General features: G+C 53.7%; 10 protein-coding genes. 7 read left to right on the top strand and 3 right to left on the bottom strand.

Features of this window, described 5'->3' with window-relative positions:
* Positions 1-158 precede the first annotated feature (158 nt).
* A complete protein-coding gene (locus tag G7Y51_RS09920) occupies positions 159-734 on the bottom strand; it encodes a DUF4102 domain-containing protein (protein WP_165177039.1) in 576 nt (191 codons plus the stop codon).
* Positions 735-1,207: 473 nt separating this feature from the next.
* Between G7Y51_RS09920 and G7Y51_RS09915 the strand changes: the two genes are divergently transcribed.
* Positions 1,208-1,477, top strand: a complete 270-nt coding sequence (locus tag G7Y51_RS09915) for a DUF1778 domain-containing protein (protein ID WP_206214307.1) — start codon at positions 1,208-1,210, stop codon at positions 1,475-1,477.
* Positions 1,474-1,986 (top strand): GNAT family N-acetyltransferase, encoded by a 513-nt coding sequence (locus G7Y51_RS09910; RefSeq protein ID WP_165177035.1) that lies wholly within the window; start codon positions 1,474-1,476, stop codon positions 1,984-1,986. Before G7Y51_RS09915 ends, G7Y51_RS09910 begins: the two co-directional genes overlap by 4 nt.
* A 49-nt stretch (positions 1,987-2,035) precedes the next feature.
* Here G7Y51_RS09910 and G7Y51_RS09905 read toward each other — a convergent pair whose 3' ends face one another.
* Together G7Y51_RS09905 and G7Y51_RS09900 are read right to left on the bottom strand one after the other, a co-directional pair.
* Positions 2,036-2,272: a hypothetical protein gene (locus G7Y51_RS09905; RefSeq protein WP_165177033.1), complete on the bottom strand. Its 237-nt coding sequence runs from the start codon at positions 2,270-2,272 to the stop codon at positions 2,036-2,038.
* A 126-nt stretch (positions 2,273-2,398) separates the two neighbouring features.
* Entirely contained in the window at positions 2,399-2,584 is a 186-nt protein-coding gene (locus tag G7Y51_RS09900) for a hypothetical protein (protein WP_165177031.1), read from the bottom strand.
* A 356-nt stretch (positions 2,585-2,940) separates the two neighbouring features.
* Between G7Y51_RS09900 and G7Y51_RS09895 the strand changes: the two genes are divergently transcribed.
* The 5 genes from G7Y51_RS09895 to G7Y51_RS09870 all read left to right on the top strand — a co-directional run bounded on the left by G7Y51_RS09895 (position 2,941) and on the right by G7Y51_RS09870 (position 14,064).
* Positions 2,941-6,435, top strand: coding sequence for a helicase-related protein (locus G7Y51_RS09895; RefSeq protein WP_165177029.1), 3,495 nt, complete (start codon positions 2,941-2,943; stop codon positions 6,433-6,435).
* A gap of 364 nt (positions 6,436-6,799) precedes the next feature.
* Positions 6,800-9,682 (top strand): DUF1156 domain-containing protein, encoded by a 2,883-nt coding sequence (locus tag G7Y51_RS09885; protein ID WP_165177025.1) that lies wholly within the window; start codon positions 6,800-6,802, stop codon positions 9,680-9,682.
* An 8-nt stretch (positions 9,683-9,690) separates the two neighbouring features.
* A complete protein-coding gene (locus G7Y51_RS09880; protein WP_165177023.1) occupies positions 9,691-10,728 on the top strand; it encodes an AAA family ATPase in 1,038 nt (345 codons plus the stop codon).
* Position 10,729: 1 nt separating this feature from the next.
* The gene (locus tag G7Y51_RS09875; protein WP_165177021.1) at positions 10,730-11,257 is read left to right on the top strand and encodes a hypothetical protein; all 528 of its coding nucleotides are present in this window, start codon (positions 10,730-10,732) and stop codon (positions 11,255-11,257) included.
* Complete coding sequence (locus G7Y51_RS09870) at positions 11,248-14,064, top strand: DUF499 domain-containing protein (protein WP_165177019.1); 2,817 nt, start codon at positions 11,248-11,250, stop codon at positions 14,062-14,064. The genes G7Y51_RS09875 and G7Y51_RS09870 overlap by 10 nt, the downstream gene beginning before the upstream one ends.
* The last annotated feature ends 152 nt before the right edge of the window (positions 14,065-14,216 follow it).

The raw sequence follows: 14,216 nt of genomic DNA, 5'->3' as shown, positions 1-14,216 counted from the left end.
AGCGGAAATACGCTCCAGCTCAAAGACTATAGCAAGCTGGACTGGCCCTGGTCGTATTTCGATCCCGAGGCGAAAAAACGCAGACATGAAACCGTATTTCCGCAGGAATGCAAAAAGGCCTATGAGATGGGGGCCGCTCTGGTTATGAAAACCATGTCTTAAGCCGGATTGAAGACGATATACCCGCAGGTGCGGGCAAAGCGGCAAATTTGCCCGGCGGTTTCGGCCAGCTTGTGCGCTGTTACCAAATGCCCGGCGGCTTCAATCGGCCTGATTGCGCCCAGAATATCCCCTGGCACCAGTTTGCTGATGGGCTTTTCGCCAATCCGCTCATTGAGCAGGGAAAGGAGCCATTGTTTTTTCTTGATATTGGCCGCCGCGTAGGAATCCTGCTTTGTGGCGAACCATTCCTGGGCGACAACGGCGAAGGTCAGCGCCTGTTCACGCGCCGCCGCTTCGGCTTCTTCCTTGGCGGCCTTTTTTTGCGCGCCGGGATCAATGTCGCTGGCAAGCAGTTCCTTGGCCTTGTCGCGCTTGCGGCGGGCGTCTTTCAGGGAGACGGCGGGATACGCCCCGAAGCTGAGCGTCTTTCTTTTTCCGGCATAGCGGTAATCCATCCGCCACAATTTTCCACCGGAAGCGGAGAGGTAAAGGTACAAACCTTCAGAATCGGCCAGTTTTGCCGGAGTACCGTCGGACTTCACATTCCTGAGCATGGTGTCGGTCAGTGGCATGGCTCAAATCCTTTGCTGGCAAGGGGTTGCAGGGTGACGGTATTTTTCTGGCCGCGTTTCCTCCGTATCGGCTCATACCGCAATAAATACCGTCATTTTTGTTGGTTCTCCCCGCTTTTTACGACACCTCGCTGGACATACCATTGCCCAAAAAGCCAAGTCCCGCAAGGCTTTTTGAACCTTGCGGGACTCAGTTTGATTCTGCGAAGGAGAATGGATTACGAATATATCTACTTATTTTTATTGAAATAAAAAAATATCAAAACTTTTCATACCAACGTCCGTACCAACAAACCGGAAGTATTACCGGAGTTCTGGTCTATTTTTCGGGCCTCCAACGTGGCTTTTTGCAGGACATTTCCCTCTTCATTGAAAGCGTGAATGTCTCAAACTTGGGATACTCTTGACCTGTACGGGAAAAATCCGTATATATTTCTTGGGAGGCTGCCATGTCGCAAAATTCCGAAGTATCCATGTCCCGCATTGATGCCAGAATCCCCTTAGCCGTTCGTGATACCATTGACCGGGCCGCTGCTCTGCAAGGCAGGACTCGCACGGATTTTCTCATTGAAGCTGCCCTGGAAAAAGCGGAGCGGGTCATTGCCGAGCAAAGCTTGATTCGTCTGACCCTGCGAGACCAGGAATTGTTGGCCAAGGCGCTGACTGAAGAAAACGTATCCGAGCCAAGCCCGTTTCTCAAATCCCTGACCAGCGAGTATTGCGAGAGGGTGACTCGGGCATGAAGCTGCTTTTTGGTCTTCTCTCTCCTGCTATGGAGAAAAGCGGTTTTGCCTGTGGAGAGGCCGCTCTGGATACATACCTGCAAAAACTTGCCAGCCAGGATATGAAACGCGGTTTCGCCACGGTCATAGTTGCCAGGACGGAAACCGATCCGAAGAAAATCATCGGCTATTATACCTTGTCTGCGGCATCTGTCCTTCTGGATAACGTGCCGGAGGAAATGGCACGCAACATGCCGCGTTATCCGAATATTCCCGCTGTTCGGCTTGGCAGATTGGCGGTTGCATCAGGTATGCAAGGCCAGCATATCGGCAGTCTGCTGGTTTTGGATGCCTTGCGCCGCTCTTGCCTCAATGAACTTGCGTGGGCCTTGTTTCTGGTGGATGCCAAAAACGAACGAGTTGCCGCTTTTTATGAGAAATTCCTGTTTCAGCGTTTTGCGGATAATACGCTTCATCTTTGGATGCATAGAAAGCAGGCTGAAAATCTGATCACTCAGATTCCAGCTTGATTTTTCTCAACGGTACAACCAGACTTTTTGCGTGTGGAAAAGCTCTCTCTCAAACTTCTCCTTCCTCAAAGCCGAAATTATCAATCTTCAGTGTCCGGCAATTCTCTGAAACGGCCCGCACGGTCTGTTGCTGCACGCCATTGGGCGCGAAGGCTTCCACTTCCAGCTTGAGGTTCAGCGTCACGCCGTTTTCCATGGTGAGCTGGGAAATGACCTCTTCAACGATGCGCTGCACGTCGCGGTTGACGCGGGTGGTGTCCAGCGGGGCGGACAGGAAAAAGCGCATACTTTTTGGTGTGGCAGAGTGGGGCGGGGGCGTGTCTGTCGGGATTCCCGTCTGTGCCGCAAAGGGCGCGTTGCCTTTCTGGAGCATGGAAGCTGGCGTTTCCGGCTTGTCCGCGCCTGTACCGGTTTACGCAGTAGTGACGGGTTCACCAGGTTGCCGCGCGTGTTCTTGCAGTTGCGTGCGCGCCGCGTTGGCGCGCACCAGAAAGCCGTTGCGGTCTATCTGGGCAGGCTCGCGGGAGTAGTGCAGATCGACAAAGCGGTTTTCCGTCACAGCGGCGGCATAGGCGAAATACTCATCCGAGTTTTGCACGCCTTGCCGAATGGCATCTTCCAGAACACTGTACCTGGCAAGGCGCGGCAGGTAGCAATAAGTTTATGATAACATGGCAAAATTATTGCACTGAATAGTTAGGTGCGTCCGCTCTGGAGATTGAGAAGTCCGGTCTTGTGCCTGATGACGCTTTGGTTGAAACCTTGCATGGGAACTCCGTGGGCAGATTGCCCGGTTGATGGGTTATTTGCGTTTCCATCAAAACGGAGTTCCCTTCCTTTTCAAGGGGTACTGGCAGATTACGTCGAAACCCAGGGCAAATAAACGATTATCTCGCTTTTTATCATGTTTTTCTGTATCCTTCCTCCAGCGGTGGTGCGAAAAAGGGGAATGTCATGTTGCGCTTTGAAGATATTGCAACCGGGCAGATTCTGGCGGGAGTTGAGCAGGGAAAATGCAGTGAAGTCATCATGCTGCAGATTGTCAGCGCAAACGCCGCCACGCTTTTTTATAAAAACGATGATGGCAGCTTGCGGGAGCGCCTGCTGACGCGGGAAGACGAAGCGAGTCTCTCTATTGCAAAGTCGGAACGCCCCTGGAGCTTCGAGGTTTCCGCACAAGATTTCAAGCGTGCGGCAGAAGCCTACCGCATCAGCCTTGCCTACCTCTTCGATCCGATGATGGCGATACACGCTTCCAATGTTCAGCCTCTCCCCCATCAGATCACGGCGGTCTATGAGTCCATGCTTCCCCGGCAGCCTCTGCGGTTCGTTCTTGCCGATGACCCGGGCTCTGGTAAAACCATCATGGCGGGCCTGCTCATCCGTGAACTTATCATGCGGGCCGATGCCAGGCGCATACTCATCATTTCCCCCGGCAGCCTGAGCGAACAGTGGTATGATGAAATGTCGTCGAAGTTCGGCCTTCAGTTCGACCTTTTCGACCGCAGTATGCTGAACCTTTCCCACAGCGGCAATCCTTTTGACGATCACGATCTGCTCATCGCCAGGCTTGACCAGCTTGCCAGGGCAGAGGATTTGCAAGAGAAACTTGAGCTGTCCTCCTGGGATCTGGTCATTGTGGATGAAGCCCACAAGATGTCGGCATCTTTCTCCGGCAGCAAGGTCAATGAGACACATCGCTTCAAGCTGGGGAAGATGCTGGGCAAACGCACGCGCCATCTTCTGCTCATGACGGCAACGCCCCACAACGGCAAGGAGGAGGACTTTCAGCTCTTCCTCTCTCTTCTGGATACGGAACGCTTTTATGGAAAATTCCGGGAAGGCAAGACCGCGAAAGTGGATGTCAGCGACATCATGCGACGCATGGTCAAGGAAGATCTTGTTAAATTCGACGGTACGCCGCTCTTTCCCAAACGCTACGCCTATTCGTTGAGTTATCATCTGTCGGAGCAGGAGGATGCACTTTACAAGGCGGTCACCCGTTATGTGAAAGAGGAAATGGGAAAAGCCGATCGCCTGCAGGGCAGTCATCGTGGGCGGGTTGGTTTTGCTCTTACCGGTTTGCAGCGGCGTCTTGCTTCCAGCCCCAAAGCTATCTACCAGACCCTGTGCCGCCGCAGAAAAAGACTGGAAAAACGGCTGGAGGAACTGATACAGCAACACGAATCAATGATGTTCTGGAACAGTCCCGAGTTTCCGGAAGATGCCTGGGAGATGGAAGAATCGCTTGATGCCGCAGAATTCGAGCAGGCGGAAGAAAAGCTGGCGGATCAGGCAACGGCCTCACAGACGCGACATGAGTTGCAGGCGGAAATCGAAGTTCTGAAAGCTCTGGAAGATCAGGCAAAGGGCGTTGTCAACTCCAACAAGGACAGAAAATGGGATGAGCTTTCCCATGTGCTGCAGCACAACGAACTCATGCGCGACAGCGAAGGTTTCCAGCGCAAGCTCATCGTATTTACGGAATACAGGGATACGCTGCTCTATCTTGCGGATAAGATACGCGATGTTCTGGGCAAAGAGGAAGCTGTCGTCACCATACATGGCGGGGTGAACCGGGAAGAGCGCCGCCATGTGCAGGATTTGTTCCGTAATGATAAGGCTGTAAAGGTTCTGGTGGCAACGGATGCCGCGGGGGAGGGCGTCAACCTTCAGAACGCCAATCTCATGGTGAACTATGATCTGCCATGGAATCCCAACCGGCTGGAGCAGCGTTTCGGGCGTATCCACCGCATCGGCCAGCAGCAGCCATGCCATCTGTGGAACCTCATCGCCAGCGGAACGCAGGAAGGCAAAGTCTTCGAGACACTCTTTGCAAAACTCGAAGTGGAAAAGGAGACTCTTGGCGGACGCGTCTTTGACATCCTCGGAGAAGTCTTTGAGGAAAAAAGCCTGAAAGATATGCTCATCGAAGCTATCCGTTATGGTGAGCAGCCTGAAAAGATGGATCATCTCCGCAAGCGTGTGGAAGGCGCTCTGGATACGGAGCGACTGCGCGCCATTCTGAACAGAAACGCGCTTTGCAAGGAAATGATGACGCCTGACCGGCTTTTTGCCGTCAAGGAGGAAATGGACAGAGCCGAAGCGAGGAAGTTGCAGCCTCACTATATGCGTTCATTTTTCCTTGAAGCCTTCCAGCATCTCAAGGGAACGATACATCAAAGAGAAGAGCGTCGATATGAAATTACCTATGTGCCGGAGCTGATTCGTTCCGGAGGTGATGCCCTGCGTCAGAAAAACAGCCGTATTCTTCAGCGTTATCAGCGCATCTGCTTTGAAAAGGAGCAGGTACAGCTTCCCTTCAGAGTATCGGCCACCATGGCGGAGCTCATGCATCCCGGCCATCCTCTCATGAAGGCGGTACTGGATATCGTGCTGGAAAAAGGACGCGCCCGCCTCAAGCAGGGAACCATCTTCCTTGACCCCGCGGACAACGGGCAGACGCCCAGAATCCTTCTTTTTCTCAGTCATGCCATACGGGAAGAGAAAAATCAGAACAACATTGTTTCTCAACATATCCAGTTCGTGGAGCTGTTGCAGACAGGAGAGGAAAAAAATCCCGGCTGGGCGCCTTACCTGTCCTATGAGCCGTTCCCTGAAGCCGATCGGCCGCTCATAAACGATATTCTGACTTCCTCATGGCTCAATCACGATCTGGAAAAACGCGCCGTGAGCTATGCTTCCGAGCACATGGCCCCGCAGCATTTTAAAGAAGTAAGCCAGCGCAGAACAGCCCAGGCAGACAAAATCCGCGACGCTGTGCGCGTGCGTCTGGCCAAGGAGGCCAGCTACCAGCAGGATCTCCTGTTGAAATATCAGGAAATGGCAAAACAGGGGCAGGAGAGACGGTTGCAGATTGAAAGGACCCGCAAAATCCTTGAAGACCTGCGGGGCAGGCGTACTCTGAGAGAAGCGGAGCTTGATGCCATGAAGCATGTCGTCTCAACTTCCCCTGTTGTTGTGGGCGGGGCGCTTGTCATTCCCGCCGGTCTGCTGGAAGCGCGCAGGACAGGCACAGCCGCGGAAGTGTTTTCTGCTGATGCCGCCGCGCGAAAGCACATAGAAACGCTTGCCATGAAGGCTGTCCTTCAGGCAGAACAGGCGCAGGGCTACACCTGTGTTGATGTCTCCGCCCTGAACTGCGGCTGGGACATTACAAGTATCCCCCCCGGAAAGGGCGGGGATGCCATGCCGGAAGACAGACACATAGAAGTCAAGGGCCGCGCCGCCGGGCAGACCACCATCACGCTGAGCCACAATGAAATCTGTGCCGCCCTGAACCAGAAGGATAAATTCTGGCTGGCAATAGTGTTTGTGGATGGCGACAGTGTGGACGGCCCGCATTATGTGCATCAGCCCTTTGCGCAGGAACCGGAAATGGGCGTGGCCAGCGTGAATTACAACATCAAAGACCTCCTCGGGATATGAGCGATGAACATTCAATCCTTGGAAATAAAGAATTTCCGTTGTTTCAAAGAGATAAAAGCAACATTTGAAAAAGATCTTACCGTGTTCGTCGCCAGGAACGGCCAGGGGAAAAGTTCAATTCTGGATGCCATAGAAAAGCAATTCCTCTACTGGTAAAAACTGGCATCTTGACTGGAACAATATGTTTGCGTCATGTAATGGAATAGTAAACAAAAATAAAGGAAAAAGAGCGAATGAAGTTTTTGCAAAACTCGCCCGTTACTTTTTTCAGAAAAAATGGCCAGCATATTTTACAACTATTCGTTGCCGTTTAGGTAAATACGCAGAAGACTATCTTCGTTCTATTTCTTTTCAGGGATAACCCATGCCCACCGTCAAGACCCCGAAGAAACTCATTGAGGCAGCCTTGCCGCTGGACGCCATCAATGCCGCGGCAGCGCGTGAAAAGTCCATACGGCACGGCCATCCCAGCACGCTGCATCTGTGGTGGGCGCGTCGTCCGCTGGCCGCGGCGAGGGCTGTTCTTTTTGCCCAGATGGTCAACGATCCGGGGTATGAGCGTCAGTACCAGCGGGGCATGAACAGGGAAGCCGCCGCCAGAGAAAGGGAACGTCTGTTCAGGATCATTGAAGACCTGGTGAAGTGGGAAAACACCACCAACGAAGAGGTTCTGGAGCGTGCGCGCGAGGAGATTCGCAAATCCTGGCGGGAAACGTGCCGGCTCAACAAGGACCATCCGCAGGCTGCCGAGCTGTTCAATCCCGACAGGCTCCCCGCCTTTCACGACCCCTTTGCCGGAGGCGGAGCCCTGCCGCTGGAGGCGCAGCGTCTCGGGCTGGAGGCATGGGCTTCTGACCTCAATCCTGTGGCGGTCACCATCAACAGGGCCATGATCGAAATCCCGCCCAAATTTGCCGGACGTGCTCCTGTCGGCCCCATTCCCCGGTCCACAAAGGATGCGCTGCCTCTGAGCGAGTGGAAAGGGGCGCAGGGGCTGGCCGAAGATGTGCGCCGTTATGGCTGCTGGATGCGGGAGGAGGCGCAGAAGCGCATCGGTCATTTGTACCCGCGGGTGGAAATCACGGAAGAAATGGCGGCCGAACGCCCCGATCTGCAGGAATATGCCGGCCAGAAACTGACCGTCATTGCCTGGATATGGGCGCGTACCGTCAAGAGCCCCAATCCCGCTTTTGCGCATGTGGATGTGCCGCTGGCTTCCACCTTTGTGCTGTCCGGCAAGGCAGGCAGGGAAGCCTGGGTGCAGCCTGTGGTGGAAGGCGACAGCTGCCGCTTTACCGTCCGCTTGGGCAAACCGCCGGAAGAGGCCAAAAACGGAACAAAAGCAAGTTCCAGAGGCGCGAACTTCCGCTGCCTTGTTTCCGGTTCTCCTGTTGCGGCCGCGTATGTAAAAGAGCAGGGGCTGGCCGGCAACATGGGGGCCAGGCTTATGGCCATCGTGGCCGAAGGCGCGAGAGGGCGGGTCTATCTTTCTCCTCTGCCGGAACACGAAGAACTTGCCAGACAGGCAAGACCGACATGGAGGCCTTCCGCGTCCATGCCTGATAATCCTCGTTGGTTTTCTCCGCCGCTATACGGCTTAACCACCTACGGCGACCTTTTCACGCCGCGCCAGCTTGTGGCGCTGACCACGTTTTCCGATCTGGTGCAGGAGGCCATAGCCAAATGCCGCAACGATGCGCGCTCGTCCGGCATGTCGGACGACGGACAGGGCCTTGAAGCCGGCGGCACAGGCGCGCAGGCCTATGCTGAGGCTGTGGGGGTGTATTTGGCCTTTACTGTGGATAAAGGGGCTAACTATTGGTCAAGTTTGTGCGCTTGGAGTACAAGCACACAAAAAATGATTTCTACTTTTGGACGGCAAGCCATTCCTATGGTGTGGGATTTTACAGAAGCAAATCCTTTTAGTGACTCAAGCGGTAACTTTGACGGCGGTATCAATCAATGTGTTAAATTACTACATACAGTACCTTCTATAAATTTTGGCATAGCATTGCAAAATGATGCCCAAAGACAAAATATTTCATCCAATAAAATTGTATCTACGGATCCTCCCTATTATGATAATATCGGCTATGCCGACTTGTCTGACTTTTTCTATGTCTGGCTGCGTCGTACCCTTCGCCCCATTTTTCCCGCCCTCTACAGTACCATGTCTGTACCCAAGGCAGAAGAACTGGTGGCAGCTCCCTATCGTCATGGCGGTAAGGAAGCCGCGGAAACCTTCTTTTTGCAGGGTATGACGGAGGCAATCCGCAATTTGTCCAATCAATCCCATCCGGCCTTCCCGGTCACCATTTACTATGCCTTCAAGCAGTCGGAAACACAGGAAAATGTAGGCACCTCCAATACCGGTTGGGAAACCTTTCTGGAAGCGGTTCTGAACGCCGGTTTTACCATCTGCGGCACATGGCCCATGCGGACAGAACTTATCGGCAACCTGAAAAAGACGGTTAATGCCCTTGCGTCTTCCATTGTCCTTGTCTGCCGCAAACGCCCGGAGAATGCGCCCAGCATCAGCCGCAGGGAATTTCTGCGGGAACTGAACGACGTGCTGCCTGCGGCCTTTGATGCAATGACGCGCGGCGGCGTGAACTCGCCCGTGGCCCCTGTGGACCTTTCCCAGGCCATCATCGGCCCCGGCATGGCGGTATTCAGCAAATACAAGGCCGTGCTGGAGGCCGACGGCTCCCCCATGAGCGTGAAAAATGCCCTGCGCGTCATCAACCGCTTTTTCGGCGGGGAAGACGACTTTGACAACGATACCATGTTCTGCCTGAGCTGGTTTGAAAGCAACGGCTGGGCGGCAGGCAGGTTCGGCGAGGCCGATGTTCTTGCCAGAGCCAAGGGCACCAGTGCATCAGGCCTTGCCGCTGCCGGGGTTGTGGCCTCCGGCGGAGGTGAAGTGCGCCTCTTGCGCTGGCAGGATATGCCGGAAGGCTGGGATCCGCTGCGCGACGGCAGAAAACCGGTATGGGAATCGCTGCATCAGCTTATCCGCAGCCTGAACCTGCATGGAGAAGGCCCGACAGGCGACCTGCTTGCCCGGTGCGGAATGCAGAGCGGAGCCATCCGCTCCCTTGCCTATCGGCTGTACACGCTCTGCGAGCGCAAGGGCTGGGCCGAAGATGCCCGCGCCTATAATGAACTGGTCGTCGCCTGGCCCAATATTGAACAGGCCTCGATACAGATTCCTGTGAAACAACAGGAGCAGACTTCTCTGCTCTAGGAGAAAATATGCTCAAGACGTTGCATATTAAAAATTTTACGGTTTTCCCAGATGCCGAACTTCAGTTTTCTCCCGGCCTTAATGTCATCATAGGGGAAAACGGGACCGGCAAAAGCCACCTGCTGAAACTGGGCTATGCCATTTTAAAAACGCTGGAATCGTTTGGTGACAAAGCCCCTGCCAAAGAAGTGGCGGAACGCGAGTTCGCCAGGAATCTTGTGGATATTTTCCGCCCTGAAAGTCTGGGCAGGCTCGCTTCTCGTGTTCAGGGAAGTGCGGGCTCCTCCGTTGGCGCAGAATGGGGCCGTAACGGCAAGCTTGGCTTTTATTTTTCCACGAGGAAAAGCGAAAAGGTGGATTTGTGGTCATCGCCTCAATATGAATCTCTGCGTTCTTCTACGCTGTTTATTCCTCCCAAGGAAATACTCTCCGTATTTGAGGGCTTTCAGGGCGCTCTGGAAAAAAGAGAACTTGCCTTCGATGGAACGTATCTCGCCCTGGCCAAAGCCTTGAACCCCCCGCCTTTGAAAGGAAAGCGGCCTGTAGACACAGCGAAGCTTGTTGAATCGCTGGAAAAAGTGCTGCATGCCTCGGTGGTAAAAAGAGGCAACAGGTTTTATTTTCTTCCCAAAAGTACCGCCGGGCAGTTTGAAGCTCCGCTGGCAGCAGAGGGCCATCGCAAGCTCGGCATGCTGGCCTATCTGATATTGAACGGGGAATTGCGCAACAAGTCTTCTCTGTTCTGGGATGAGCCGGAAGCCAATCTGAACCCCAGGCTTTTAGTGAAGCTCGCGCAAATTCTGGTGGAACTCAGCAAGGTCATGCAGGTCACCATCGCTACGCACAGCCTTTTCCTCCTGCGGGAGCTGGAAATTTTTCAGGAAGAGAAAAAGCTCTCCGAAGCCCGTTACTTCGGCTTGCAGCTTACCGACAACGGCGTTGAAGTCAGGCATGGCAAGTCTTCCAATGACATTGGTGAGATCGCCGCTCTGGATGCCAGTATTGAGCAGGCTGATCGCTATTTGCAAGCTGATGGAGAAATGTAGCATGCATGAAGAAACAGAGCGTGGTATCAAATTTTCCTTTCCTGACGCATGGCATATCCTGCGATATGAAAATTCAAATTTTTATAAAAATAAAATGATGCCGTTACAACATACTCGTGCTGCTGATTTTCTGTGTTGTAATGGTGGAAAAACAATGATTCTTGAGGTAAAACGATATACAGAAAAACCATTTAAGGGTGCCGGAGAAAATTTATCAAATTTTATTGATGAAGTCGGATGGCAATTTCGTGATACTATTTGCGGCATTTCCATTGCAAAAATCAGCAATAACCAGGGATTGAAACCATACTATAGTGCAGTATTTTCAGAAAAATCTGATGCTTCCGTAAAATTGACTCTATTTATTGAACTTGAAAATATAGCATCAGGAATTAAGAAAAGTATCATGTCTGATATACTGCAAAAGTTAAAACAACGTTTCGGCTCTATGGGCTTTGCCGTTCGCGTTGTTGATTCTCAATCTCTTCGCGATTGTTCGTGGAAAGCTGAGGTATTGCCATGCAATTAAAGCCCTGGCGTGAACTTGTCACTCCCCATGCCGATGTCCTTCGCGGCACGTTTCAGCAGTCGGAATTTGCTGCCGATATCTCCCGCGTTCATGCCGGAACGGCAACGGAAGAGTATCAGAATCCCGCGCTGTTCTTTCAGCGTACCTTCATCACCGAAGGCATGAAGCACCTGCTCCATTCCGTTCTGGAGCGTCTTTCCGGCAAAGGCGGCGATCCCGTCATTCAGTTGCAGACGGCCTTCGGCGGCGGCAAGACTCATACGCTGCTGGCCGTCTATCATCTGGCCACGGCCACATGCCCGCCCAGCGATATGCCGGGGGTTCCCGCCCTTCTGGATGATGCCGGCCTCACGGAACTGCCGCGTGCCCGCATTGCCGTTATTGACGGCATAGGCATGTCCCCCAACCAGCCGCTTGCTCATGGAGAACTGACTATCCGCACCCTCTGGGGCAAACTTGCCTGGCAGCTCGGCGGAGCGGGAGGCTATGCCCTGGTGGCCGATTCGGACAGGGCCGGAACCTCGCCGGGAAAGGATGTTCTGGAAAAGCTGCTGCAGAAAGCCGCGCCGTGCATCGTTCTTATGGACGAACTGGTGGCCTATATCCGGCAGTTCTCCGAAACGCCCCTGACCGGCGGCACCTTCTCTTCCAACCTGAGCTTTATGCAGGCACTGACGGAAGCCATAAAGGGCGTTCCCAATGCCGTGCTTCTGGCTTCTCTGCCGGAATCCATGACAGAGGCCGGAGATATGAACGGTCAACGCGCGCTGGAAACGCTGTCGCATACCTTCGGACGCATTCAGGCTCTCTGGAAGCCCGTTGGAGCGGAAGAAGCCTTCGAGGTCGTGCGGCGCAGGCTCTTTGCTCAGGTGAGCGACAGAAAAAGCGCCGATGACGTATGCCGGGCCTTTGCCGACTTCTATATTGAAAATGCCTCCGGCTTCCCTCAGGAAACGCAGGAAAGTCACTACCTCACACGGCTGAAATCCGCCTATCCCATACACCCGGAAGTGTTTGACCGCCTGTATGAAGACTGGTCTTCTCTGGATAATTTCCAGAGGACGCGGGGCGTGCTGAAGTTCATGGCCAAAGTCATCCATCGCCTGTGGAAGGACAACAGCACCGATCCGCTCATCATGCCCGGCAGTCTGCCCCTCTACGATGGAGGAACACGGGCCGACATCATCTATTACCTCCCGCAGGGCTGGGATCCCGTGGTGGATAAGGATATCGACGGAGAAAACGCGCAGCCTGCCCAGTTGGATATGAGCATGCCGCGCTTCGGCAATATTCAGTCCTGCCGCCGGGTGGCGCGTACCATCTTTCTGGGATCCGCTCCGGCAGGCAACCTCGGCGGCAGCAATGTATACCGTGGCATCGACGAAAAGCGCATCCTCCTTGGAGCGGCTCTTCCCTCCTCTGCGCTGGCCGTTTTCCGGGATTCCCTGCAACGCCTTCAGGACAAGCTGTATTACCTGAATGTGGAAAACGACAAGTTCTGGTTCAATGTGCGTCCCAATCTGCGCAGGGAAATGGAAGACCGCAAGGCCAGATACGGGATGGAACATACCCTGCCGTTCATGAAGGAGCGTCTGCGTCAGGCCCTCAAGACGGGTATGTTTTCCGGTGTGCACGTCTTTACCTCCGGCAGCGATATCCCCGATGACGAACAGCTTCGCCTCGTGGTCCTCCCGCCGCTGAAAGCCTACAGCAAAACACTGGACAACGGAGCGATCCCCGCCGCTCAGGACATACTGGAAAAGCGTGGCGATGTGCCCCGCCAGAACAGAAACCGCCTGGTCTTTCTTGCGCCGGAGCATGATAACATCTCCCGGCTCGTTGATCAGATCAAGTCATACCTTGCCTGGCAGTCCATCATTTCCGACAGTCTGGAAGACAAGCTGGTGCTGGATACGCTCCAGATCAAGAATGCCCGCACGGCAACGGAGAAAGCCAGGCAGATTGCAGCCCGCTCCGTTGAGGAGGCGTTCCGATGGCTCCTTGTTCCCTATTGCGGAGAGAGGAACCTTGCCGGGACCGTATGGGAGAAACTCACCATCCCCGGTGGAACGGCAAACCTCATGTCCGAGATCGAACGGCAGCTTCGTGAAAACGAAATGGTCATCGAACGCTGGGCGCCCGTTCATCTCAAGCGCGCTCTGGAACAATGGTTCTGGAATAACGGCGAACCGTACAGAAAGGCCCTGGACGTATGGCAGGCGACCTGCCGTTATCTGTATCTGCCTCGTCTGCGCAGCAGGAGCGTGTTCACGCAGACCGTGACCGACGGACTGCCTTCACATGACTTTTTCGCCATGGCACAGGGAATGGAAGGAGAAAAATTTCTTGGCTTTTCCTTCGGCAAGGCGGGCCTGGTCATTCTGGATTCGTCCGTTTTGCTGATTTCTCCTGAAAAAGCAAAGGAATATGAAGCGTCGCTCCTGCTTACCGACACCCGGAAGCCCTCTTCGCCAGAACAGCCCGAACAGATGGGAGGCAATGCCACTGCCGGAAGCGGATCAACTGCTTCAGCCGGCACGTCGGGAACGACTGTTTCAACAAAAGTGCTTCGCCGCTTTATGGGAAATGTGAATATCGACCCCATGATAGGCAAGATGGACAGTCAGGCCATTTTTGATGAAGTCATCCAGCACCTGTATGAATATACGGGAACCAGCGTCAGAATTACTCTCGAAATAGAGGCTGTTACCGATTGCCCGTCAGGTTTTGATTCCAGCATTCAGAGAACAGTCAAGGAAAACAGCAGGCAGTTGAACTTCACTATTGCAGAGTTTGAACAGGACTGATGTGTTGTTGTCCTTGTTCTATCAGCCTGCTCACGGCAAGATTGGGAGGAATTGAGACAAAAAGATGGAGAGTAGTAACCAACGAATGTTTTGTGGGCAGGAAACCCGCATAAAAGCTGACCTGTTGGGGCTGTGAACATCAGCTGGTTACT

It is taken from the genome of Desulfovibrio sp. ZJ369 (assembly GCF_011039085.1).
Taxonomy (GTDB): domain Bacteria; phylum Desulfobacterota; class Desulfovibrionia; order Desulfovibrionales; family Desulfovibrionaceae; genus Desulfovibrio.
Note: the sequence above shows the minus strand (reverse complement) of the source record. Positions and strands in the feature narration are given on the sequence as shown.

Coding starts and splice junctions, on each gene's coding strand:
- G7Y51_RS09915 (WP_206214307.1), top strand. CDS start 1,208: ATGTCCCGCATTGATGCCAGAATCCCCTTAGCCGTTCGTGATACCATT.
- G7Y51_RS09905 (WP_165177033.1), bottom strand. CDS start 2,272: ATGCGCTTTTTCCTGTCCGCCCCGCTGGACACCACCCGCGTCAACCGC.
- G7Y51_RS09875 (WP_165177021.1), top strand. CDS start 10,730: ATGCATGAAGAAACAGAGCGTGGTATCAAATTTTCCTTTCCTGACGCA.
- G7Y51_RS09880 (WP_165177023.1), top strand. CDS start 9,691: ATGCTCAAGACGTTGCATATTAAAAATTTTACGGTTTTCCCAGATGCC.
- G7Y51_RS09910 (WP_165177035.1), top strand. CDS start 1,474: ATGAAGCTGCTTTTTGGTCTTCTCTCTCCTGCTATGGAGAAAAGCGGT.
- G7Y51_RS09920 (WP_165177039.1), bottom strand. CDS start 734: ATGCCACTGACCGACACCATGCTCAGGAATGTGAAGTCCGACGGTACT.
- G7Y51_RS09870 (WP_165177019.1), top strand. CDS start 11,248: ATGCAATTAAAGCCCTGGCGTGAACTTGTCACTCCCCATGCCGATGTC.
- G7Y51_RS09895 (WP_165177029.1), top strand. CDS start 2,941: ATGTTGCGCTTTGAAGATATTGCAACCGGGCAGATTCTGGCGGGAGTT.
- G7Y51_RS09885 (WP_165177025.1), top strand. CDS start 6,800: ATGCCCACCGTCAAGACCCCGAAGAAACTCATTGAGGCAGCCTTGCCG.